This window comes from Salipiger bermudensis, assembly GCF_017309175.1.
Lineage (GTDB): Bacteria > Pseudomonadota > Alphaproteobacteria > Rhodobacterales > Rhodobacteraceae > Salipiger > Salipiger bermudensis.
Genome location: NZ_JAEKJV010000010.1, coordinates 22,927 through 45,119 on the forward strand (window position 1 = coordinate 22,927; position 22,193 = coordinate 45,119).

Sequence of the window (22,193 nt, forward strand, 5' to 3'; positions counted from 1 at the left end):
GTAATGGTTCCGTGATCGTGCCACCGCGAGGCAGCGTCAGGCCACGGTTTCGCGGGCCTCCGCCAGCGCCTTGGGCAGTTCCTCGGCCAGGATGTCGAGATCGGCCTCGGTGCCGGCGCTGATCCGAATGCAGCGATTCTGCGGTGCCACGAAGGGCATCCGCACGAAGACGCCGTGCCGCGCCAGCCCCTCGAGAACCGCCCGCGCATGGGCGCCGTCGCCGCCGCAATCGACCGCCACGAAGTTGGTGGCCGAGGGCAGGGTGGTGAGGCCGTTGGCCTCGGCGATGGCGGCGATGCGCTCGCGCGCCGAGTTCACGCGCCCGCGCACCTCGGCCAGCCATGCGTCATCGAGCAGCGCCGCCAGCGCGGCTTGCTGCGCCGAGCGATTCATCGAGAAGTGGTTGCGGATCTTGTCGAAGGCCTTGACCAGCGGCTCGGCGCCGAAGGCATAGCCCACCCGCGCGCCCGCCATGCCATAGGCCTTGGAGAAGGTGCGGAAGCGGATCACCCGGGGATCCTCGGGATCGATCTGCGGCGCCGTGCCCTCGGGGGCGAACTCGATATAGGCCTCGTCGAGCGCCAGCACCGTGCCCTCGGGCAGGTCGTCGAGCGCTGCCTCGATGGTGGCGCCGTCGATCCAGCTGCCCATCGGGTTGTCGGGATTGGCGAGGTAGACGATCTTGGCATCGACCTCGGCCGCCTTGGCGAAGAGCGCGGCTATGTCCTCGGCGTCGTCACGATAGGGCACCTTGTGCAACACGCCGCCATAGGCGTTCACGTGGTAGCTGAAGGTCGGGTAGGCGCCGTCCGAGGTCACCACCGCGTCGCCGGGCTCGACCAGCAGGCGCACGAGGTAGCCGAGGCAGCCGTCGATGCCCTCTCCGAAGACGATGTTTCCATGTCCGCAGCCCAGCCGCTTCGACAGCTCCGTCTTCAGCTCGAAATGGCTCGGGTCGGCGTATTTCCAGATCTCCTGATCGGCGGCCTGCAGCGCGGTGATCGCCTTGGGAGAGGGGCCGAAGACGCTCTCGTTGGCGCCGAGGCGGGCGCGGAACACGTGGCCGCTGGCGCGCTCCTGCTCTTCCGGGCCCACGAAGGGCACGGTGGCGGGAAGGCGGGCGATGAGGTCGGGAAATCTGGGTCCGTGGGTCATGGCGGGGATTTACGGCCTGCCGTGGTTCGCGGTCAAGCGGATGCGTCCGAGCGCCGGAACTTGCGCCGCGCGGCCCGGACAATCTCATCGCGCGCATGGAGATCTGCAAAGCGGCCCATGTGTGGGCGCTATCGCACCAGCACCGGCGCCTTTCCGATCAACGCATCGTCGCCGGCGGCGCGGACCACGAAATCGGCCACCGCGCGCCGGCTGACCAGCCCCATGCGCCACTCCCCGGGCTCGACCAGCACCTTGTAATGCCCGACGCCGCCATTGGTGAGGATGGTCGGGCGCACCAGCGTCCAGTCTAGGCCGGACGCGCGGATCATCTCTTCCTGAATGTCCTTGTCGGCATAGGCGCGGCCCAGCAGCGCCTGATGCGTCATCCGCTCGGTCCAGGACAGCGCCGAGCGCGAATCTCCCGTGCCGATGCCCGTGACAGCGATCAGGCGGCGCACGCCGGTCTTTTCCATGGCGGGGAGAAGCGCCGCGGTGGCATCCGAGAACAGCTTGGTTCGCGTCCAGATCACCGAGCCGTTGCGCGGCAGGCCCAGCGTCATGGCGACGGCGTCGACCCCCTCGACAGCCTCTGCAAGGCAGGCCGGGTCGGTGGCGTCACCGGGCAACGGCTCGAGCCCGGCCTGCAGCTCCATCTCGCCGGCGCTGCGGGCCAGCGCCCGAACCGAATGGCCCTGCGCTAGCGCGGTTTCGACCGTCGCGGCGCCTATGCCGCGGCTGGCTCCGATCACGAGAAGTTTCATGCGCCGTGCTCCCTCCTGTTTCGAGGCCAACGCGGGCGCGCTTGACCCCGTTCCGGCAAAAGGCCACTTTCCGCGCCGAGCAGACCTGCGCAGATCAGGCCCCTTCGGCACAGAAAGAGATTATGGCAAGCACCCCAGCCCCCTTCGCCCCGTTCGAATGGATGATCGCGTGGCGCTATTTGCGCGCCCGCCGCGCCGAAGGCGGGGTCAGCGTGATGACCTGGATCAGCCTCGTCGGCATCACGCTCGCGGTCTTCGCGCTGATCGCCACGCTGGCGGTGCGCTCGGGCTTCCGGGCCGAGTTCGTCGACACGATCCTTGGCGCCAACGCCCACGTGACGGTCTATGCCAGCCAGCGGCTCGACGAGTACGACCGCCCGGTGCGCACCTTTGACGATTATGCCGAGCGCGCCGCGCGCGTGGCCGAGGTGCCAGGCGTGATCCGCGTGGCGCCGCTGGTGAAGGGGCAGGTCATGGGCACCGCCGCTGGCCGCAATGCCGGGGTCGAGGTGTTCGGCATCGCCGAGGACGATCTCAAGGGCATTCCGCGCATCGCCGATCCCGAGACCGGGCAGGGCGACATCGACAATTTCGAGCAGGGCATCGCCATCGGCTCCGGCGTTGCGCGAGAGCTGGGGCTCAGCGTCGGCGACCAGCTCAAGCTGATCTCGCCCGATGGCGTTCGCACCGCCTTCGGCGTCAGTCCGAGGGTCAAGCTCTACGATGTGGTCTACATCTTCACCGCCGGGCGCTACGATATCGACCGCACGCGGGTCTACATGCCCTTCGAGGAGGCGCAACTCTATTTCAATCGCGAAGGCGTGGCCGACGAGCTCGAGGTGATGATCGACGATCCCGAGCGCGTCGAGCGGCTGGCTCTGCCGGTGCTGCAGGCGGCGGGCGAGGGCGCGCTGATCTGGACATGGCAGGACGCGTCGGGCGCCTTCCTGCGTGCGCTGGAGGTCGAGGATAACGTGATGTTCGTGATCCTCTCGGTGCTGGTGCTGATCGCCACCATGAACATCGTCTCGGGGCTGATCATGCTGGTCAAGAACAAGGGCCGCGATATCGGCATCCTGCGCACCATGGGGCTCACCGAGGGCGCGGTGCTGCGGGTGTTCTTCATCTGTGGCGCCTTCACCGGGGTGATCGGAACGCTCATGGGGGTGGTGCTGGGCTGCCTCTTCGCGATCTATATCGACCCGATCTTCTCCTTCGTGAACTACGTCGCCGGCGGCGGGGTCTGGGACCCGGCGGTGCGCGGCATCTACGCGCTGCCCGCCAAGCTGCAGATGGGCGACGTGCTCAGCGCCATGGCGCTGTCGCTCGGCCTGTCCTTCGTCGTCACGATCTTTCCCGCCCGCAGGGCGGCCCGCATGAACCCGGTGGAGGCCCTGCGCTATGAGTGATCCGGTCCTTCACCTTCAGGGCATCGAGAAACGCTACAACGCCGGCCAGCCGAACGAGATCGCGGTGCTGCGCGGCGCGGACCTGTCCGTCGCGCGCGGCGAGGTGGTGGCGCTGGTGGCGCCGTCGGGTGCCGGCAAGTCGACGCTGCTTCACATCGCGGGCCTGCTCGACACCGCAGATCGCGGCGACGTGGCCATTGCCGGCGAGACGGTGACCGGCGCCTCGGACCGGCGGCGCACCATTCTGCGCCGGCAGGAGGTGGGGTTCGTCTACCAGTTCCATCACCTGCTGCCCGAGTTCACCGCTCGCGAGAACATCGTGCTGCCGCAGCTCGCCAACGGCGTCGCCAAGGCCGAGGCCGAGGCGCGGGCGCAGGAGCTTCTGGAAAGCGTCGGCATCGGCGAGCGCGCCAGGCACCGCCCCGCGGCGATGTCAGGCGGCGAGCAGCAGCGGGTGGCGTTCTGCCGGGCGATGGCCAACGGGCCCAAGCTGCTGCTGGCGGACGAGCCGACCGGCAACCTCGATCCCACCACCTCGGACACGGTGTTCGGTGCTCTGGTGCGGCTGGTGCGTGAGACCGGTCTTTCGGCGCTGATCGCGACGCACAACCTCGAGCTCGCGGCGCGCATGGACCGTCGGGTGCGACTCGAGGAGGGGCGGCTGGTCGAGGGCTGAGCCCCGATCCGGCGGCTCAGCCGCGCTGGGCCAGCCAGACACCGGCGCCCATCAGCACCAGACCGCCAACGCGGGAGAGCGAGACCGGCACGGCGCGCGCGCCGAACAGGCCGAAATGGTCGATCACCGCGGCGCTGATCAGCTGGCCGACCAGCACGAAGAAGATCGCCCGCCCGACGCCGAACTGCGGCGCCACGTAAGTGACGCTCAGCACATAGAACGCGACGAAGAAGCCGGCGAGAAACAGGTGCTTTGGGGCGTCGACGGCGCGCACGATCGGGCGCGGGTCGGTGGCGAACATCACCACCGTGGCAGCGGTGAGCGCGACGCAGAACAGGATGAAGGCCGCCGCCGCAGGTGAGCCGATATAGCCGCCGAGCCGCGCGTTCAGCGCCGCGAGGACGGGGATGCCGATGCCGGCGGCAAGCATGGTGAGCGCGTGGATGGGCATTTGGTCTCCTTGGGGCATTCTCCGGGGGGCGTTCCGCGGTCTTCCGGGGCCGTCTGGCCGGCACAATGCGGCGGTGCAGCGTGAGTGTCACCCCAAAAGGTCAAAGGCTTTGGCTTGATCTGGGACACGCGACGGGCGAGACAGGAGAAAACACCACGAGGGAGGGCATCGAGCATGAAACGGGTGCTGATCGGAACATGGCTGGCGGCGGGGCTGGCAATCGCGGCCTGTACGCCCGACGAGATGCCGCAGGCGGCGGACGGGCGCGGCCTCTACATGGAATATTGCGCGGTCTGTCACGGCGCCGATGGCAAGGGCGATGGCGAGATGGCCCGCTCGATGACCGTACCGCCCAAGGATCTCACGCTGATCGCGCTGCGCCACGGCGACGAGTTCCCGCGCGCAAAGGTGCTGTCGATGATCGATGGCTACGCCCGCTCGGATCTCGACGGCCCGTCGATGCCGGAATTCGGCGAACTGCTGAAGGGCGATCTCGTGCCGCTCGACACCGGCGACGGGGTTCTCACCCCGACACCGCGCAAGATGGTGGCGCTGCTGGAATACCTCGAATCGATCCAGGCAACGCGCTGACGCTGCACGGGGCCGGGACCGCCCGGCCTCAGTCCGCCGAGACCGACTTGCGCACCATGTCCCAGTAGATGTCGGCGACCTCTTCGATGGAGAGCCGCCCGCCGGCCCGATACCACGTGTTCACGCCGGTCAGCATGGCGATGAGCGCGTAGGAGGCCAGCCGCGTGTCGGGCACCGAGAAGGCGCCCTCCGACTGGCCGTCGCGCAGGATCGCTTCCAGGGCGCCCTCGTAGACCTTCCGCTGGGCCTCGATCACCGCGAAGTTCTCGGGCGCGAGATTGCGCAGCTCCATGTAGGAGATGAAGATTGCCTGGGGCCTGTCGAGGTTGAAGCGGATGTGAAAGCGCACGAAGGCCTCGAGCCGGTTAAGCGGGCCGTCCGGGCGCGGCTCGGCCTCCCAGGTCGAGAGAAGCTCGTCCATGTGGCCCTTGAGCAGCGAGAACAGCAGCGCCTGCTTGTCGGGCGTGTAGTTGTAGAGTGCGCCCACCTGCACGCCGACCTCGCGGGCGATCTGGCGCATCGACACGGCGGCATAGCCGTGCTGGGCGAAAAGCCGCAGCGCGGTGTCGCGGACCTTCGGCCCGGTGATGTCGGAATGGGAACCTTGCGTGCGTGCCATGGTGACCAGATTAACTGAACGGGTGTTCAGAACAAGGTCTCGTGCTTGCCCCGCGCGCGCTGGTGCGGCAAGAGGGTGACAGACCAGACGGATCCGCCCATGCGCCTCTCGCCTCTTCTGCTGCTGCCCGTCGCCCTGCTGGGCTGCGCCACCTTTCCCGAGCTCGATGCCGCCCGCACCCCGGGCGTGGCGTCGCAGCCGTTCCCGGCGCTGTTGCCGATCGAAGATCTGATCGGCGCGCCGGTGCCGCGCGCCACGCCGGAGCTGCGCGCGGGGATCGAGGACCGGGTCGCGGGCCTGCGATCGCGCGCGGCTCAGCTTCAGGGGCCGGTGGTCTCGGACAGCGACAAGGTTCGGATGGATGGCGGCGTCGATACGTCAGAGTAGGCCGCGCAGGTGACGCGCCAGCCGCCCCTTCACGCCTGCCGGCTTTTCGATGACGGCGGCCGTGAGACCTTCGGCGATCCCGACCTGATGTTCCCGTGGTGGAGCGTCACCAAGACCGCCATTGCGATCTGCGCCCTCAGGCTGGCAGAGCAGGGGCGGCTGGACCTCGATGCGCACATGCCGGATCAGCCCTTCACCCTGCATCAACTCCTGACCCACCGCGCCGGGCTGCCGGATTACGGCAGCCTGCCTGCCTATCACGCGGCGGTGCGCGCGGATGAGGAGCCCTGGCCGCGCGACGCGCTTGTCGAGGCGGCCATGGCGCAGGGGCGTCTCTTCGCGCCGGGGCAGGGCTGGCGCTACTCCAATGTTGGCTACCTGCTGGCGCGGGAGTGGATCGAGGCGGTCGCGGGGCAGGGCCTCGGGGATCTGGTGCGCGCGCAGATCGCGGGACCGCTCGGGCTCGACAGCGTGGTGCTGGCGCAGACCCGGGGGCGGTTTGCGCGGACCGCGTGGCCCGAGGCGCGGCGCTACCACCCCGGCTGGGTCTATCATGGCTGCCTGATCGGCACGGCGCGCGACGCGGCGCGGATGATGCAGGGGCTGTTCGCGGGGCAGTTGCTGCGGGCCGAGAGCCTCTCCCGGATGCGCGAGACACTCCGTCTGGGTGATGCATTGCCCGGTCGGCCCTGGACCGCGCATGGCTACGCGACGGGGCTGATGAGCGGCAGGGTCGGGGCGGCGGGGCGCGCCATCGGGCATTCCGGCGCGGGGCCGTTCAGCGTCAACGCCGTCTATCACTTCCCCGACCTTCCGCGCCCGGTGACCGTGGCCAGCTTCACCGATGGACATGACGAGGGTGTGGCCGAGCGCGAGGCGGTGCGGCTGGCGGTCTCGGGCTGAGCCCGTGTCCGGTGGCGCAGCGCTTTCGCCGCAGCGCTGCCGAATCCCGTAAGCGCGCCGTTGCACCGGCGCGGGCTTGGGGATAATGCGGGCCGGACATCTGCGAAAGCGACAACAGCAAGAAGGAGCACTCCCATGTCTGACCCCCTCCGTCTCGGAATCGCGGGCCTGGGCACCGTGGGTGCCGGCGTGGTCAAGATCGTCCGCCAGAAATCCCTCCTGCTGGAAGCGCGCACCGGGCGCGGCATCGCGATCTCGGCGGTCTCGGCCCGCAATCGCGAGAAGGATCGCGGCGTGCCGCTGACCGATTACGGCTGGGAAGACGATCCGGTGACGCTCGCCACGCGGGACGATGTCGATGTCTTCGTCGAGCTGGTCGGTGGATCGGACGGGCCTGCCAAGGCGGCGGTCGAGGCGGCGCTGAAGGCCGGCAAGGACGTGGTCACCGCCAACAAGGCGCTGCTGGCCCATCACGGCCAGGCGCTGGCCGAACTCGCCGAAGAGAACGGCTGCGTGCTGCGCTTCGAGGCGGCCGTCGCGGGCGGCATCCCGGTGATCAAGGCGCTGACCGAGGGGCTTGCCGCCAATGACATCACCCGTGTCATGGGCGTGATGAACGGCACCTGCAACTATATCCTCACGCGCATGGAGAGCGGCGGGCTGAGCTATGCCGAGGCCTTCGCCGAGGCCGACGGGCTGGGCTTCCTCGAGGCCGATCCCGAGCTCGACGTGGGCGGCATCGACGCCGGCCACAAGCTGTCGCTACTCTCGGCCATCGCCTATGGCACGCAGGTCTCCTTCGATGCGGTGGAGCTCGAGGGCATCGGTCGGGTCAGCATCGACGACATCCGCCAGGCCTCGGACATGGGCTACAAGATCAAGCTGCTCGGCGTGTGCCGGATGACCGGCCGCGGGCTCGAGCAGTCGATGTCGCCCTGCCTCGTGCCCGCCTCGTCGCCGCTGGGGCAGCTCGAGGGCGGCACCAACATGGTGGTGATCGAGGGCGACCAGGTCGGGCAGATCGTGATGCGCGGCGCCGGCGCGGGCGAGGGCCCGACGGCAAGCGCGGTGATGGGCGACGTGGTCGACATCGCGCGCGGCACGCGGGTGACGACCTTCGGTGCGCCCGCCAGCAAGCTCGTCAAGGCGACGCCGGCCAAGGCCGCGACGCCGGCGCCGTACTACCTGCGCATGAACCTTGCCGACAAGCCGGGCGCACTGGCCAAGGTGGCCTCGGCGCTGGGCGAGGCCGGGGTCTCGATCCACCGCATGCGCCAGTACGACCATGTCGACAATGCCGCGCCGGTGCTGATCGTCACCCACAAGACCACCCGCGCGGCGTTGGATGCGGCGCTGGACGCGATCCCGGCCACCGGCGTGGTGCAGGGCGAGCCGGTGGCGCTGCGCATCGAGCAGGTCTGAGACGGATCTGGCGGTGCGCCCCTGACGGGGCGCGCAGGTCTTGCATGAGCCCGCTTCGGCGGGCCCATGCGGTGAGGGGGCGCGGGCCCCTGTCGCACCACCTGTCGCACCAAAGGTGCGCCTTGAGAAGAAAGGAGGGGGCGCTGCCCCCTGTCGCACCAAAGGTGCGCGTTAGGAAGAAAGGGGGGGGCGCTGCCCCCTCTTGGCCTTCGGCCAATTCACCCCCGAGGTATTTTTGAACCAGAGAAGGGGCGGGCGCTTTCGGAGACGGCGCGGGCGCGTTCAGGTCTCAGGGGCGCTCGATGGCGATGGCGGTGCCTTCGCCGCCGCCGATGCAGATCGCGGCGACGCCGCGCTTGAGGCCACGGCGTTCGAGCGCGTTGAGCAGCGTGACGATGATGCGCGCGCCGCTGGCGCCGATCGGGTGGCCGAGCGCGCAGGCGCCGCCATGCACGTTCACGATGTCGCGCGGCAGGCCCATCTCCTTCATGAAGGCCATCGGCACCACCGCGAAGGCTTCGTTGACCTCCCAGAGATCGACATCGGACTTTCTCCAGCCAATGCGGTCGAGGAGTTTCTGCGCTGCCGGGATCGGCGCGGTGGGGAAGAGATTCGGGGCCTGCGCGTGGCTGGCATGGCCTAGGATGCGGGCGCGGGGTGTGGCGCCGGTGGCCTCGGCACCGGCGGAGGATGTCAGCACGAGGGCCGCGGCACCGTCCGAAATCGACGAGGAATTGGCCGCGGTCACCGTGCCGTCCTTGCGGAAGGCTGGTTTCAGGTGGGGGATCTTCTCGGGGCGGGCGCGGCCTGGCTGCTCGTCGCGGGTGATGATCTCCTCGCCGGTGCGGGCATGCACGCTCACCGCGGTGATCTCGGCCTCGAAGGCGCCGGTGCGCTCGGCGTCGAGCGCGTTGTCGAGCGAGGCAATGGCGTATTGGTCCTGCGCTTCGCGGGTGAACTGGAAGGCCTCGGCGCACTCCTCGGCGAAGGTGCCCATCAGGCGGCCCCGGTCATAGGCATCCTCGAGCCCGTCGAGGAACATGTGGTCGATCACCTGGCCGTGGCCGATGCGGGCGCCGCCGCGCATCTTGGGCAGAAGGTAGGGCGCGTTGGTCATGCTTTCCATGCCGCCGGCGATCATCGTCGTGGCATGGCCGAGGGCGATCTGGTCGAAGGCCATCATCGCGGCCTTCATACCGGAGCCGCACATCTTGTTGAGCGTGGTGGCGGGCACGCCCTCTCCGAGCCCGGCGCGGAAGCCGGCCTGCCGCGCCGGGGCCTGGCCCTGTCCGGCGGGCAGGACGCAGCCCATCAGCAGCTCGTCGATCTCGGGGGTGCCGGCCTCGGAGCGCGCCGCACGGATCGCCGCACCGCCGAGATCGGCCGCGGCAAGATCCGAGAACATGCCCTGAAAGCCCCCCATCGCGCTGCGCGCCGCGCCGGTGATCACCACGTCCGTCATGAGTATTCCTCCCTCTCTCCTGCATATCCTTACCGAATGCTAAGGATTGCCGTCTAGCCATGGCGGCGGAAACCGTTGCAAGGGCGGAAGATGCAGCTGACCGTTGTTCAGAACGAAGTGATCCCGCAAACCTGTGGCGCGGCGACGGATCGCGCCGTCCCCGATGCCGGTTCCGACCATGTCAGCCGCGATGCCGCGCGCGACAGAGGCGCTGCCGGGCAGGGGGCACCCGCGACCGCGCCGGAACGGGTGCAGGTGATCCGCGTCGACGAAGACCGCATCGATTCGCTGGTGGCGATCCAGTTCAAGGACGCGGTGCGCGCCCTGGTCGATCCCCAAGCAAGCCGGGTGATCCTCGATCTCGAGCGCGTGGCCTTCATCGATTCCAGCGGCCTCGGGGCGGTGATCGCCGCCATGAAGGGGCTTGGCGCGAGGCAGAGGCTGGAACTCGCCGCCCTCAGCCCGGTGGTCGACAAGGTGTTCCGCATGACCCGGATGGACAGCGTCTTTACCATTCACGAGGTGGTTCCGCCGCTTGGCGAAGCCGGGCCGGCCTGAACGGGCCGCCGGGAGCGAGGGCCCATGGTGGAGGCGCATGACCCTGACCCGCCGCTCATTCTCGATCTCTGGATAGGGGCGACCTCCGCCGAGGTGCGCCGCAGCCTGGGGCAGGCCAAGCAGGCGCTCTGCGCGGTCGGCTTCGACCGGGACCGCGGCGATGAGGCCGAGCTTGTGCTTGCCGAGGCGCTCAACAACGTGGTCGAGCACGCCTACGCGGAGCAGGCGAACGGGTGGCTCCATCTGCAGATCCTTGCGAATGGCGAAACAGCGGTGCTGCGACTGTACGATCGCGGCGCCGAGATGCCATGCGGAGCGCCGCCGGCGGGCCGGATCCGCCCGAGCGCAAGGCCGGACGACCTGCCAGAGGGGGGGTATGGCTGGCACCTGATTCACCGGCTGGCGGACGCTGTCTGCTATGATCGCACCGATGGCTGGAACAGGCTCGAGTTGCGCCTCGGCCATACGCAGTTGCGGGACGGTGCAGATCAGCGAGGATCTTCATGAAAGCGCCCAGATCCGATCTCATTGGTGCCTGAAATGCCGGCGATACAGAGAGGGTAGCTGCTTAAGGCTTCCCTCGGCGCCGCGCCGTTTCAGCCCCCACCCAGTGCGTGGCGTCGAGGTCTTTCAATCTCAGTAACGTCTTCCCTAAAACCCTGTCCGATTGCGCCGCCGGAGCCCATGCCCGTGCGGCCGTCTGCGCGTGGCGCAGCGTCTTCGGGACTGGCGGCAGCGCAATGTGGCCCGGCCACCTCAATTCCTTCAAGCGATCATATTTCCGCCCGAATGAGCCGCGATACAGGGAGGGTAGCTGCTAAAGGCTTCCCTCGGCGTCACGTCGTTTCAGCCCCCACCCAGTGCGTGGCGCCGAGGCACTTCCTCCTCCCGGAAAATCCATCGCTCGCAGCCTGCGCCGGCCTCCGAACGGGTTGGTGTATATCGCACACGCATAGCGCGAAAAACTCCCGATCTTGCCACATTTCGGCCTTTGACGAAGGCGAAGCTTCGGGAATGTGCGTTTTCCGCTATGGAGCCAATGGCATGGTCGGACCGATTTCCGCTCTCGAATCCTATGTTTTCAATGCTTTTCGTCTGAACGGGCGTGCGACGCGCTCGGAATACGTTTGGCCCGCGCTTGCCTATACGCTGCTGTTGATCCTTGCCGGGGTCGCGGATGCGATGACGCTTGTCGCGGCCACGCAGGATGGCGGCATGCCGCCGCTGAGCCCGCTGGCTTACTGGAGCGTCCCGCTCTTCCTGCTTTGCATGATCCCGAATTTCACCGTGGCGATCCGGCGCCTGCATGACAGTGGCAAGTCCGGCGCCTGGATGCTCGTCATGTTCGTGCCGATGGTGGGCGGGATTGTCTTCCTGATCCTGATGCTGCTGCCCTCTCAGGACCGCGAGAATGCCTGGGGCCAGCCGCGTGGCCCATCAAGCGACAGCGGCGCGCCGCGCGCCCGCGACCACAAGGCCAGCGCGCTCGATTCCTACGCGCTGCTGCTGCAGTCCGAGGCCGAGCCGTCGCCGGAAGAGGTCGCCCGCCGCAAGCAGGAGGTGCACGAGTACTTCCTGCGCAACGTCTCGCGCCGCACTGCGTCCTAGGGCGGGTATGCCGCAAAAAAGGGCGGCCCCGCGGGACCGCCCTTCGCAAGACCGTGTTGCGATGATCAGTAGCTGAACTGCGAATAGATCCGGCCCAGATCGCCCTTCCAGTCGCCGTTGTAATGCTCGAGAAGCTCGTCTGCCGGCACCTTGCCGGTCTCGACGCTCTCCTTCAGCGCGTTCAGGAAATGGGTCTCGTCGGGCAGCATGCCGCCAGCGCCGGTGCAGGCGCGCGCCTTGAGCCCGGCCTCGGCGATCTCGAGCGTGCGCGCCGCGAGATCGTGCATCCGGATACCGCCAACCTCGGCGTCGAGCGCATGATCGGCGGCGGCGACGCGCAGCGCCTGCCGGGTCGGGGCATCCCAGCCCTTCACCAGGTCCCAGGCCGCGTCGAGCGCGCCCGCATCGTAGGTCAGACCGACCCAGAACGCCGGCAGCGCGCAAAGCCGGCGCCACGGGCCGCCATCGGCGCCACGCATCTCGATGAATTTCTTCAGACGCGCTTCGGGGAAGATCGTCGTCAGGTGGTCGGCCCAGTCCGACAGGGTCGGCACCTCGCCGGGCAGCGCCGGCAGCTTGCCTTGCATGAAGTCGCGGAACGACATGCCGAGCGCGTCGATGTACTTGCCGTCGCGGTAGACGAAATACATCGGCACATCGAGCGCGTAATCGACATAGCGCTCAAACCCGAACCCGTCCTCGAACACAAAGGGCAGCATGCCGGTGCGGTCCTCGTCGAGGTTGCGCCAGACCCAGGAGCGGTAGCTCTTCATGCCGTTGGGCTTGCCCTCGAAGAACGGCGAGTTGGCGAACAGCGCAGTGGCGACCGGCTGCAGCGCCAGCGCCACGCGCATCTTCTTGATCATGTCGGCCTCGGAGCCGAAATCGAGGTTCACCTGCACGGTGCAGGTCCGCCGCATCATGGTGGTGCCGCTGATGCCGACCCGGTCCATGTAGGCATCCATGAGCTTGTAGCGCCCCTTGGGCATGAGCGGCATCTCGTCATGCATCCATTCTGGCGCCGCACCGAGGCCGATGAAGCCCACGCCGATCTCGTCGGCGATGCTCTTCACCTCGCGCAGGTGCTCGTTCACCTCGTCGCAGGTCTGGTGGATGGTCTCAAGCGGGGCGCCTGAGAGTTCCAGCGCGCCGCCCGGCTCGAGCGAGACATTGGCGCCGTCCTTGGTCAGCCCGATGAGCTTGCCGCCCTCCTCGACCGGGTCCCAGCCATAGCGGTCGCGCAGGCCTTCCAGCACCGCGCGGATCGAGCGTTTGCCGTCGTAGGGCAGGGGCTCGTGGGTGTCGGTGAGGTAGCCGAATTTCTCGTGTTCGGTACCGATACGCCAGTCCTCGACGGGCTTGCAGCCGGCCTCGAGATATTCCGCGAGCTGTGCGTGGCTCTCGATCGGGCCGCCGCCGGATTGGGGAATGGACATGAGGGCGCTCCGAATTGTCTGGCCGTATCGCTTTGAAGGTCAGGCATGGGCGCTGCGCCCTGGCTTGTCAATGCAGACGGAGGTGTGTGGATTTGCACGAAGCCTTGCGCCAGATCTCCACCGGACGGGTGCCGTCGCGGCGCATCTCGGCCAGCATCCGCTCGGTCTGCAGGCCGGGCAGGGTGGCGAAGGCGTCGAACAGCGCGTCGGCGCCTTCGGCGTTGAGCGGGATGGCGAGCGGCTCCTGTCCGGGCTGGTGCAGCATCCAGTGCGGCGGCTTGCCGGTCGGGTCGAGGCTCAGCGCGCTAAGCGCATCAAGGTCCGCGACGCCGCCGGACAAGGGGCCGAAATAGGTGATGCGCCCCTCAAGCACTTGCACGATGCCGGGGCCGCCGCTGCCAATGCGGAAGCGGCCGCGCTGGATCCCCGCGACGATCAGCAGCACCCCGGCCAGCGCCACCGCGTAGCCGATCCAGTGCAGCAGCCCGCCACCGGTGAAGAATCCCCAGTAGACTCCCAATGCCAACACGCCGAGCCCCACCAGCGCCTCGCGCCATTGTGACAGCGCCGCCTTCGCCTCGGGCCGGATCATGCCCAGTCCCCGCTCTGCGACTGCCACAGCGTCAGCGCCGCCACCGCCGCCGTGTCGGCGCGCAGGATGCGCGGACCAAGGGCGATGACGCGGGTCTGTTCCATGCGACCAAGACGCGTGCGCTCGGCATCCGAGAACCCGCCCTCCGGTCCGATCAGGACCGCAGAAGGGGCAGGGGCGCTCGCAAGGGCTCCGGCGCGGCTGCCCGCCTCCGCCTCGTCGCAGAACAGCAACCCGCGCTCCTCGGGCCAGTCCGAGAGCAGCCGGTCGAGCCGCACCAGTTCCGCCACCTCCGGCACGAAAAGCGCGCCGCATTGCTCCGCCGCCTCGAGCGCATGCGCCTGAAGCCGGTCCTGTCGGATGCGCTCGGAATTGGTGAACTGGGTTTGCACCGGCAGGATACGCCGCACCCCGAGCTCCACCGCCTTCTCGACGATGAAATCGGTGCGCGCCTTCTTGATCGGCGCGAAGAGCAGCCACAGGTCCGGCGGCATTGCCTGCGCCCGCGTCTGCGTGTCGCAGACCGCGGTCCCGGCCTTCTTGCCGGCCTCGGTGATCTTGGCCCGCCATTCGCCATCGTGGCCATTGAACAGAAGAATCTCTCCGCCCGTGGCCATGCGCATCACGGAAAAAAGATAGTGAGCCTGCTCCCGTGTCAGCGGGACAGGTTGTCCCGCGCCCAGCGGGTGCTCTACAAACAGGCGAACCTTCGCAGTCATGAGGCGCACCATATGAGCCAACCGGAACCAACGCCAGAGGCAGACGGACAGGTCTCCGACGCCGTGCGCGGCAACTGGGTGGATCACTACGCCCCGGCCTGGAGCCGGCCCTACCTGCGGCTGTCGCGCGCCGACCGTCCCATCGGCACCTGGCTGCTGCTGCTGCCCTGCTGGTGGGGGCTCTTGCTGTCGATGGTCCATGACGGGCGGGCCTCGCTGTTCGACCTGTGGATCTTTGCCGGCTGCGGCATCGGCGCCTTCCTGATGCGTGGCGCCGGCTGCACCTGGAACGACATCACCGACCGCAAGATCGACGGCTCGGTGGCGCGCACCGCGTCGCGGCCGATTCCCTCCGGGCAGGTCAGCACCAAGCAGGCGCTGGCCTGGGCGGTGATCCAGTCGCTGGTCTCCTTCGGCATTCTCGTGACCTTCCCGCCCATGGCCATCGCGCTTGGCGTTCTGTCGCTGGCACCGGTGGCGATCTACCCCTTCGCCAAGCGCTTCACGTGGTGGCCGCAGATCTTCCTCGGCATCGCCTTCAACTGGGGCGCGCTGCTGGCCTGGACGGCACATTCCGGGAGTCTTGGCTGGCCGGCGGTGCTGCTCTACTTGGCCGGCATGGCCTGGACGCTGTTCTACGACACCATCTACGCCCACCAGGACAAGGAAGACGACGCGCTGATCGGGGTGAAATCCACCGCCCGCCTGTTCGGCGACGCCGCCACTCCAAAATGGCTGGCGGGCTTTCTGGTGGTCAGCGTCTCGCTGATGGGGCTCGCCATCGTCGCGGCGGTGCCGCGCGGCGAGATCCTGCAGCTGGTGATCCTGATCGGCGGGCCGTGGGCGATGGGCTGGCACATGCTCTGGCAGATGCGCCGGCTCGAGGTGAACGACCATGACCGGCTGCTGATGCTGTTCCGTTCGAACCGCGATGCAGGCCTTCTGCCTGTGCTGTTTTTCGCCGTTGCCCTGCTGGCTTGATTGCGTGAGCAGGGGGCGGGGCGTATCACCTCCGCCAGACCGACAAGAAGACCAATAAAAAGGAAGGAAGGCCGATGCGCCTCTCCAGAATCGCCATCCCAGCCGCCGCTCTGCTGATTGCTGCGGCGCTCTGCGTCATCACCGCGTTCTTTTCCGTCAGGCTGGTCGAGGACAGCTCGATCTCCGGTGTCGAGGAGGCGCTCGACATCGCCGAGCTCGACTGGGCCGATGTCGATGTGAACGGTCTGCAGGTCTTCCTGATCGGCGAGGCGCCGGACGAGGCGGCGCGCTTCCAGGCGGTGACGGTGGCCGGAACGGTGGTCGATTCGGCCCGGGTCATCGACCAGATGCTGGTGGCCGAGGCCGCCGATATCCGCCCGCCGGCCTTCTCGGTCGAGATCCTGCGCAACGATGACGGCATCTCGGTGATCGGCCTGATCCCGGCCAGCACCGACCGCGAGGACATGCTGTCGCGTTTCGAAGATATCGCCGGCCGCGACGGCGAGGTGGCGGACCTGCTCGAGGTTGCCGACTTCCCCGCCCCGGACGGCTGGGAGCCGGCGCTGTCCTTCGCGCTGCGGTCGCTCTCGGATCTGCCGCGGTCCAAGCTCTCGATCTCGGCCGAGGCGGTGGCGATCAAGGCGATGACCGAAAGCGAGGCGGACCGCCGCAAGCTGCTTTCCAACCTCGAGCGCCGTGCGCCGGAGGGGCTCGAACTGGCGCTGGATCTGTCGGCGCCCCGCCCTGTGATCACGCCCTTCACCCTGCGCTTCCTGATCGACGAGACCGGCCGCGCGCATTTCGATGCCTGCTCCGCCGATACCGAGGCCAGCCGGGATGCCATCCTTGCCGCCGCCCAAGCCGCCGGTGCCACCGAGGACGAAACCTGCCGCCTCGGCCTCGGCGTACCGAGCCGGCGTTGGGCCGACGCGGCGGTGCAGGCGATCTCGGCAGTCAGCGAACTCGGTGGCGGCTCGGTCACCTTCTCCAATGCCGACATCGCGCTGCTGGCGCTCGAAGGCACCGATCAGGGCCTGTTCGACCGCGTCGTGGGCGAGCTCGAGACCGGCCTGCCGGAGGTCTTCGCGCTGAAGGCCGTGTTGCCCGAGACGCCGGACGCCAAGGACGAGGGCCCGCGCGAGTTCACCGCGACGCTGAGCCCCGAGGGCTCGGTGCAGCTGCGCGGCCGGGTGCGCTCGGAGATCGCCCGCCAGACCGCCGACAGCCTCGCCCGCGCGCTCTTTACTTCGGCCTCGGTCTACACCGCCGCGCGCGTCGACGAGACCCTCCCGGCGAACTGGTCGCCGCGGGTGCTGGCCGGGCTCGAGGCGCTGGGGGGGCTGTCAAATGGCGTGGTGCGCGTGACCCCGGATCTGGTCAGCCTCTCTGGCAACACCGGCAACCCGGATGCCGAGGACGAGATCTCGGGCCTGCTGGCGGACAAGCTTGGCGAGGCCGGCGAGTTCGAGATCAGCGTCACCTACCAGGAGAAGCTGGACCCGACGCTCGGCATCCCGACGCCGGAGGAATGCGAGGCGCAGATCGTCGAGATCATCGGCGACCGAAAGATCAACTTCGAGCCGGGCTCGGCCAATCTCGACGCTTCCGCCAAGGACGTGATGGACGACATCGCCGAGCTGCTGAAGCTCTGCGGCGACATCCCGCTCGAGATCCAGGGCCACACCGACAGCCAAGGCCGCGAATCGATGAACGAGCAGCTCAGCCAGGACCGCGCGCAGGCGGTGCTCGACGCGCTGCGCAACCGGCGGGTGCTGACCGCCTCCTACCGGGTGAAGGGCTATGGCGAGATGCAGCCCATCGCCGACAACGGCACCGAGGAAGGCCGCGAGGCCAACCGCCGCATCGCCTTCCGCCTGATCCGGCCGGAACCGGTGGAAGAGGAAAAGACCGCGCTGGAAGAGCTTGAAGAAGCGGCCACGGAAGGCGATACGGAAGTCCCAGAGGCGGAACAAGGGACGGGTGAATGAACAGGGCCGAATTCGTGATCGCCACGGCGATCATTCTCTTCGTGGCCTTCTGCATGGGCTGGTTCGCCAACTGGCTCGTGCATCGGTTCAAGCGGGTGAGCCAGTCGGATGTCGACCAGCTCGAGCGCATGAGCCAGGAGCTGCACGAGGCCGAGGAGACGCGCGACCAGGCCATCACCTACCTGCAGCAGCGCGAGGCGGAGCTGACCAACCAGCTGGCGCAGACCGAGGCGGAGCTCTCGGCGGCCATGGAAGGCCTGCGCGAGGCGCGTCACGAGGCCGAGGAAATGCGCGGCTGGATCGAGCGCAACAAGGGTGGCGCCGCCTGACACCGTACCACGTGCCGGTCGCTGAATGAGCCGCTAACGCGGCACAGGTCGAGCCCCGCCCCGCCTGCGGCGGAACGGGGCGGCTGGAGCCTTTGGTGCCGTCTTCTTGCCTGCCGGGGCATGCGATCCGTGGCATATGGCCTTTCCTGAGTATTTGGGACGTAGAGAAGCAGGGGGCTGGTGCCCTTGTGCTCGCGTTGTGCTCGCGTTGTGCTCGCGTTGTGCGTTCGGCGGGCGGGTTTCCATTCCCGGCGGGGGGCCGTAAGAGGTGCTGGAAAGGAAGGTGACCGATGTCCCATGTCACGCTTGTGCGCCACGGCCAGGCCAACACCGCCGCGCGCGACGAGCGCTCCTATGATCGGCTCAGCGATCTCGGGCGGCAGCAGGCACGCTGGCTCGGAGAGCATATGCGCGGCACCGGTGAGCGCTTTGCCCGCGCCTATCGCGGGACGCTGACCCGGCATCGAGAGACCGCCGAGGAGATGGCGCTGGGGCTCGAGGTGGTGGCCGATGCCCGGCTCAACGAACTTGAGTACTTCACCATGGCGCAGCTCTGCGCCGAGCAGCACGGCGTGGCGATGCCCGAGAGCCGGGAGGCCTTTATCCTGCACCTGCCGCGGCTCTTCACCATCTGGCGCGAGGGCGGGCTCGAGGGCGCGCCGGAGAGCTTCGAGAGCTTCGAGACCCGGGTCGGGGAGGCGCTACACGAGATCGCGGGCGGCGAGGGCCGCGCGGTGGTGGTGACCTCCGGCGGCCTCATCGGCATGGCGATGCGGGTCACCATGGGGCTGGGCATGGGCGCACTGGCGCATGCCTGCCTCGCCATCGAGAACAGCTCGGTGCACCGCTTCCAGCCGCTGGCCACCGGGCTGGCGCTGACCCAGTTCAACGCCGTGCCGCATCTCGAGGCGCCGGGCCGGGCCTACGCGCGCACCCATCTCTGAGCCCCGGCTTTCGCTCAAGGGCCGGCTGGGATAGCTTGCGCGCAAACGGACGGAGCAGACACATGACACATCTCTGGGTGCGCGCGGAACAGCGCCCGAACGAGGAGCGGGTCGGGATCACCCCCGACGGCGCAGCCGCGCTGATCGCGCAGGGCATGCGCGTCACGGTCGAGGACAGCGCCACGCGGATCATTCCCACCCAAGCCTATCGTGAGGCCGGGGCCGAGATCGCATCCGAGGGCAGCTGGCCTGAGGCGCCCGACGACGCCCTGGTCTTCGGTCTCAAGGAACTGCCGGAGGATGGCACGCCGCTGAAGCACCGCCACATCATGTTCGGCCACGCCTACAAGGGGCAGCCGGCGGGCCAGGTGCTGCTGCAACGCTTCGCGGCGGGCGGTGGCACGCTCTACGACCTGGAATATCTCGTCGACCCCGACGGGCGCCGCGTGGCCGCCTTCGGCTACTGGGCCGGCTATGCCGGCGCTGCGGTCTCGCTCTATGCCTGGGCGGCGCAGCAGGGCGGGGCGGTCTGTGCGCCGGTTTCGACCTGGGGCGATGCCGCGGCGATGGAGGCCGAGCTTTCGTCCGCGCTCGCCGAGGCCGGTGCGGCGCGACCGCGCGCCATCGTCATCGGTGCGCTGGGGCGCGTCGGCACCGGGGCGAGCGATCTCTGTGAGAAGATGGGCGTCGCCGTCACCCGCTGGGACATGGCGGAGACCGCTCATGGCGGGCCATTCCCGGAGGTGCTCGACCACGCGCTGTTCCTCAACTGTATCCTCGCGCGCCCGGGCACGCCGGTCTTCGTGCCGGCCTCGGCGCCCACGGATCCGCGCAAGCTCGCGGTGATCGGCGATATCGCCTGCGATCCCGACAGCGATTTCTCGCCCGTGAAGGTCTATGACCGGGCGACCAGCTGGGAGGCGCCGGTGCTGCGCGTGCACGACACGCCGGCGCTCGACGTCATGGCGATCGACAACCTTCCCTCGCTGCTGCCGCTGGAAAGCAGCCACGACTTCGCCGGGCAACTCCTGCCCTGGCTGAAGCAGCTCGATGCCCTCGACGCGGGCGTCTGGGGGCGGGCGGAAGACACTTTCAACACTTACAAACCGGAGGCATGAGCATGATTCACTGGTGTGGAACGGGGCTCTCGGCGGTGCCGGGGCTACGGCGCCTGATCGAGAACGGCCACGATGTCATGGTGTGGAACCGCACCGAGACCAAGGCGCGCGAGGCGGTCGGCGACCTGACCAACCGCATCCTTGCCTTCGCCCCCGAGGCGGTGGAAGCGGCGGTGCAGCCGGGCGACGTGGTGGTGTCGATGCTGCCCGCGGACTGGCACGTGCCGCTGGCCAAGATCGCCATCGCCAAGGGCGCGCATTTCGTCTCGTCGAGCTACATCTCGCCGGAGATGCGGGCGCTCGAGGACGCGGCCAAGGCCGCGGGCGTGGCGCTGGTCAACGAGGTCGGGCTTGATCCGGGCATCGACCACCTGATGGCGCATGACCTTGTGCGGGCCTACCGCGAGTCCGATGCCTTCGATCCCGAGAACGCGCTCAGCTTCCTGAGCTATTGCGGCGGTGTGCCGAAGATTGCCAACGCCTTCCGCTACAAGTTCTCCTGGGCGCCGGTGGGCGTGCTGAAGGCGCTGCGCTCGCCGTCGCGCTCGATCAAGCAGTTCTCCGAGCTGAACGTGTCGCGGCCCTGGGACGCGCTCGGGCGCTACGACGCGCCGCTCGATCCGCCCGAGACCTTCGAGGTCTACCCCAACCGCGACTCGATCCCCTTCATGGAAGAGTACGGTTTCGAGGACGGCTGGAAGGTGAAGGACTTCGTGCGCGGCACGCTGCGCCTGAACGGCTGGGCCGAGGCGTGGAAGGACATCTTCGCGACGGTTGAGACGGCCGACGACGCGGCGCTGTCGAAGCTTGCCGACGACTTGCTGGCGGAAAACGCCTACGACGAGGGCGAGCCTGACCGCGTGGTGCTCTGCGTCTCTCTGAAGGCCGAGAAGGATGGAGAGGCGGTCTGGCACAAGACCTGGGTTATGGACGCCTGGGGCGACGAGCGCGGACTGGCCATGGGCCGTCTGGTCTCGGTGCCCGTCTCGCTGGCCATCGAGGCGGTGCTGAACCGCGAGATCGCGCCGGGTGTCTCGGCGGCGCCGTCCGATCCGAAGCTGGTGACCCGCTGGCTCGACGAGGTCCAGGTGCTGGCGCAGCGGCTGATGCGGGTCGATCTGGTCTGATCGGCCGACCTTGGAACCGGGAGAGGCCGGAGCGCTGCGAGGCGCTCCGGCCTTTTTCGTGTCGCGGGGCAGGGGAGAGCGCGTTGCGCAAAAGAAAAGCGGGCCCGAAGGCCCGCTTTCCGAAACGTATCGCGTGAGAGCTGTCGCTCAGCCGCCCCAGACGTAGACGGCGCAGAACAGGAACAGCCAGACCACGTCGACGAAGTGCCAGTACCATGCAGCGGCCTCGAAACCGATATGTTTGGTCGGGGTGAAGTCACCCTTCATCAGGCGCAGCAGGCAGACGAACAGGAAGATCGTGCCGATGATCACGTGCGCGCCGTGGAAGCCGGTCGCCATGAAGAAGTTGGCGCCGTAGATGTTGCCCGAGAAGCCGAAGGCCGCGTGGCTGTACTCGTATGCCTGAAAGATCGAGAAGATCACGCCCAGAACGATGGCGATGATCAGGCCCCACTTCATGTCCTGACGGTTGTTCTCGTGCACGAGGGCGTGGTGCGCCCAGGTCGCGGCGCAGCCCGAGCAGAGCAGGATCATGGTGTTGATCAGCGGCAGGTGCCAGGGGTCGAAGGTCTCGATGCCGGCGGGCGGCCAGACGCCGTCGACCGCGGGGGAGTTCGGGCCCATCGGGTACATGGCGTGCTTGAAGAACGACCAGAACCAGGCGAAGAAGAACATCACCTCGGACATGATGAACAGGATGAAGCCGTATTTCAGGCCGATCTGCACCACCGGGGTGTGGTCGCCCACGCGGCTTTCCGCGATCACGTCGGACCACCAGCCGAACATGACGTAGAGCACGCCGACAAAGCCCGCGAGGAAGATCCAGGGGCCGCTGCCGTGCATCCAGAGCACCGCTCCGAACAGCATGACGAAGGCCGCCACGGAGGCCACGAAGGGCCAGACGGAGGGGTTCAGAATGTGGTAGTCGTGGTTCTTAGCGTGCGCCATCTCGTTTCC

At 68.2% G+C, this 22,193-nt stretch carries 24 protein-coding genes; 15 read left to right on the plus strand and 9 right to left on the minus strand.

The window, feature by feature from the left end:
- Positions 1-36 precede the first annotated feature (36 nt).
- Positions 37-1,155, minus strand: a complete 1,119-nt coding sequence (locus JF542_RS14445) for a pyridoxal phosphate-dependent aminotransferase (protein ID WP_207076345.1) — start codon at positions 1,153-1,155, stop codon at positions 37-39.
- Positions 1,156-1,283: 128 nt separating this feature from the next.
- Entirely contained in the window at positions 1,284-1,916 is a 633-nt protein-coding gene (locus JF542_RS14450) for an NAD(P)-dependent oxidoreductase (protein WP_207076346.1), read from the minus strand.
- Between the two features lie 122 nt (positions 1,917-2,038).
- Here JF542_RS14450 and JF542_RS14455 point away from each other — a divergent pair, with 122 nt between their 5' ends.
- Positions 2,039-3,325 carry a lipoprotein-releasing ABC transporter permease subunit gene (locus JF542_RS14455; protein ID WP_007797344.1) on the plus strand — a complete coding sequence of 429 codons (1,287 nt, stop codon included), beginning with the start codon at positions 2,039-2,041 and terminating at the stop codon, positions 3,323-3,325.
- Entirely contained in the window at positions 3,318-4,001 is a 684-nt protein-coding gene (locus JF542_RS14460) for an ABC transporter ATP-binding protein (RefSeq protein WP_207076347.1), read from the plus strand. Before JF542_RS14455 ends, JF542_RS14460 begins: the two co-directional genes overlap by 8 nt.
- Positions 4,002-4,017: 16 nt before the next feature.
- On the opposite strand, the gene JF542_RS14465 is transcribed toward JF542_RS14460, so the two are convergent.
- On the minus strand, positions 4,018-4,452 hold the full coding sequence (locus tag JF542_RS14465; protein ID WP_207076348.1) for a DMT family transporter: 435 nt from the start codon (positions 4,450-4,452) through the stop codon (positions 4,018-4,020).
- A 174-nt stretch (positions 4,453-4,626) separates the two neighbouring features.
- Here JF542_RS14465 and JF542_RS14470 point away from each other — a divergent pair, with 174 nt between their 5' ends.
- Positions 4,627-5,043 carry a c-type cytochrome gene (locus tag JF542_RS14470; RefSeq protein WP_007797352.1) on the plus strand — a complete coding sequence of 139 codons (417 nt, stop codon included), beginning with the start codon at positions 4,627-4,629 and terminating at the stop codon, positions 5,041-5,043.
- A gap of 28 nt (positions 5,044-5,071) precedes the next feature.
- Here JF542_RS14470 and JF542_RS14475 read toward each other — a convergent pair whose 3' ends face one another.
- A complete protein-coding gene (locus tag JF542_RS14475; protein ID WP_207076349.1) occupies positions 5,072-5,662 on the minus strand; it encodes a TetR/AcrR family transcriptional regulator in 591 nt (196 codons plus the stop codon).
- A gap of 99 nt (positions 5,663-5,761) precedes the next feature.
- On the opposite strand from JF542_RS14475, the gene JF542_RS14480 reads away from it, so the two are divergent.
- The 3 genes from JF542_RS14480 (at position 5,762) to JF542_RS14490 (ending at position 8,374) form a co-directional block, all read left to right on the plus strand.
- Positions 5,762-6,049 (plus strand): hypothetical protein, encoded by a 288-nt coding sequence (locus JF542_RS14480; protein WP_207076350.1) that lies wholly within the window; start codon positions 5,762-5,764, stop codon positions 6,047-6,049.
- 9 nt (positions 6,050-6,058) lie between these two features.
- Positions 6,059-6,952, plus strand: a complete 894-nt coding sequence (locus tag JF542_RS14485; protein WP_207076351.1) for a serine hydrolase — start codon at positions 6,059-6,061, stop codon at positions 6,950-6,952.
- A gap of 135 nt (positions 6,953-7,087) precedes the next feature.
- Positions 7,088-8,374, plus strand: a complete 1,287-nt coding sequence (locus tag JF542_RS14490; RefSeq protein WP_007797364.1) for a homoserine dehydrogenase — start codon at positions 7,088-7,090, stop codon at positions 8,372-8,374.
- 289 nt (positions 8,375-8,663) lie between these two features.
- Here JF542_RS14490 and JF542_RS14495 read toward each other — a convergent pair whose 3' ends face one another.
- Positions 8,664-9,836 (minus strand): acetyl-CoA C-acyltransferase, encoded by a 1,173-nt coding sequence (locus JF542_RS14495; protein ID WP_207076352.1) that lies wholly within the window; start codon positions 9,834-9,836, stop codon positions 8,664-8,666.
- 249 nt (positions 9,837-10,085) lie between these two features.
- On the opposite strand from JF542_RS14495, the gene JF542_RS14500 reads away from it, so the two are divergent.
- The 3 genes from JF542_RS14500 to JF542_RS14510 all read left to right on the plus strand — a co-directional run bounded on the left by JF542_RS14500 (position 10,086) and on the right by JF542_RS14510 (position 12,002).
- Positions 10,086-10,394 carry an STAS domain-containing protein gene (locus JF542_RS14500; RefSeq protein WP_340689159.1) on the plus strand — a complete coding sequence of 103 codons (309 nt, stop codon included), beginning with the start codon at positions 10,086-10,088 and terminating at the stop codon, positions 10,392-10,394.
- A gap of 24 nt (positions 10,395-10,418) precedes the next feature.
- Positions 10,419-10,901: an ATP-binding protein gene (locus JF542_RS14505; RefSeq protein ID WP_207076354.1), complete on the plus strand. Its 483-nt coding sequence runs from the start codon at positions 10,419-10,421 to the stop codon at positions 10,899-10,901.
- A 537-nt stretch (positions 10,902-11,438) separates the two neighbouring features.
- Positions 11,439-12,002 carry a DUF805 domain-containing protein gene (locus tag JF542_RS14510; RefSeq protein WP_110740066.1) on the plus strand — a complete coding sequence of 188 codons (564 nt, stop codon included), beginning with the start codon at positions 11,439-11,441 and terminating at the stop codon, positions 12,000-12,002.
- A gap of 65 nt (positions 12,003-12,067) precedes the next feature.
- Here JF542_RS14510 and JF542_RS14515 read toward each other — a convergent pair whose 3' ends face one another.
- The 3 genes from JF542_RS14515 to JF542_RS14525 form a co-directional block, all read right to left on the minus strand.
- A complete protein-coding gene (locus JF542_RS14515; protein ID WP_007797378.1) occupies positions 12,068-13,438 on the minus strand; it encodes a glutamate--cysteine ligase in 1,371 nt (456 codons plus the stop codon).
- A gap of 67 nt (positions 13,439-13,505) precedes the next feature.
- On the minus strand, positions 13,506-14,030 hold the full coding sequence (locus tag JF542_RS14520; RefSeq protein ID WP_007797380.1) for a hypothetical protein: 525 nt from the start codon (positions 14,028-14,030) through the stop codon (positions 13,506-13,508).
- The gene (locus JF542_RS14525) at positions 14,027-14,749 is read right to left on the minus strand and encodes a 16S rRNA (uracil(1498)-N(3))-methyltransferase (RefSeq protein WP_207076355.1); all 723 of its coding nucleotides are present in this window, start codon (positions 14,747-14,749) and stop codon (positions 14,027-14,029) included. The genes JF542_RS14520 and JF542_RS14525 overlap by 4 nt, the downstream gene beginning before the upstream one ends.
- Before the next feature lie 12 nt (positions 14,750-14,761).
- On the opposite strand from JF542_RS14525, the gene ubiA reads away from it, so the two are divergent.
- The 6 genes from ubiA to JF542_RS14555 all read left to right on the plus strand — a co-directional run bounded on the left by ubiA (position 14,762) and on the right by JF542_RS14555 (position 21,236).
- A complete protein-coding gene (gene ubiA / locus JF542_RS14530; RefSeq protein WP_040544562.1) occupies positions 14,762-15,730 on the plus strand; it encodes a 4-hydroxybenzoate octaprenyltransferase in 969 nt (322 codons plus the stop codon).
- Positions 15,731-15,804: 74 nt separating this feature from the next.
- The gene (locus JF542_RS14535; protein WP_207076356.1) at positions 15,805-17,718 is read left to right on the plus strand and encodes an OmpA family protein; all 1,914 of its coding nucleotides are present in this window, start codon (positions 15,805-15,807) and stop codon (positions 17,716-17,718) included.
- Positions 17,715-18,047 carry a hypothetical protein gene (locus JF542_RS14540; protein ID WP_007797390.1) on the plus strand — a complete coding sequence of 111 codons (333 nt, stop codon included), beginning with the start codon at positions 17,715-17,717 and terminating at the stop codon, positions 18,045-18,047. Before JF542_RS14535 ends, JF542_RS14540 begins: the two co-directional genes overlap by 4 nt.
- A 290-nt stretch (positions 18,048-18,337) precedes the next feature.
- The gene (locus JF542_RS14545) at positions 18,338-18,991 is read left to right on the plus strand and encodes a histidine phosphatase family protein (protein ID WP_207076357.1); all 654 of its coding nucleotides are present in this window, start codon (positions 18,338-18,340) and stop codon (positions 18,989-18,991) included.
- Between the two features lie 62 nt (positions 18,992-19,053).
- Complete coding sequence (locus tag JF542_RS14550; RefSeq protein ID WP_207076358.1) at positions 19,054-20,109, plus strand: saccharopine dehydrogenase; 1,056 nt, start codon at positions 19,054-19,056, stop codon at positions 20,107-20,109.
- Complete coding sequence (locus JF542_RS14555) at positions 20,106-21,236, plus strand: saccharopine dehydrogenase family protein (RefSeq protein WP_207076359.1); 1,131 nt, start codon at positions 20,106-20,108, stop codon at positions 21,234-21,236. Before JF542_RS14550 ends, JF542_RS14555 begins: the two co-directional genes overlap by 4 nt.
- A gap of 147 nt (positions 21,237-21,383) precedes the next feature.
- On the opposite strand, the gene JF542_RS14560 is transcribed toward JF542_RS14555, so the two are convergent.
- Positions 21,384-22,184 carry a cytochrome c oxidase subunit 3 gene (locus JF542_RS14560; RefSeq protein WP_007797401.1) on the minus strand — a complete coding sequence of 267 codons (801 nt, stop codon included), beginning with the start codon at positions 22,182-22,184 and terminating at the stop codon, positions 21,384-21,386.
- Positions 22,185-22,193 lie beyond the last annotated feature (9 nt).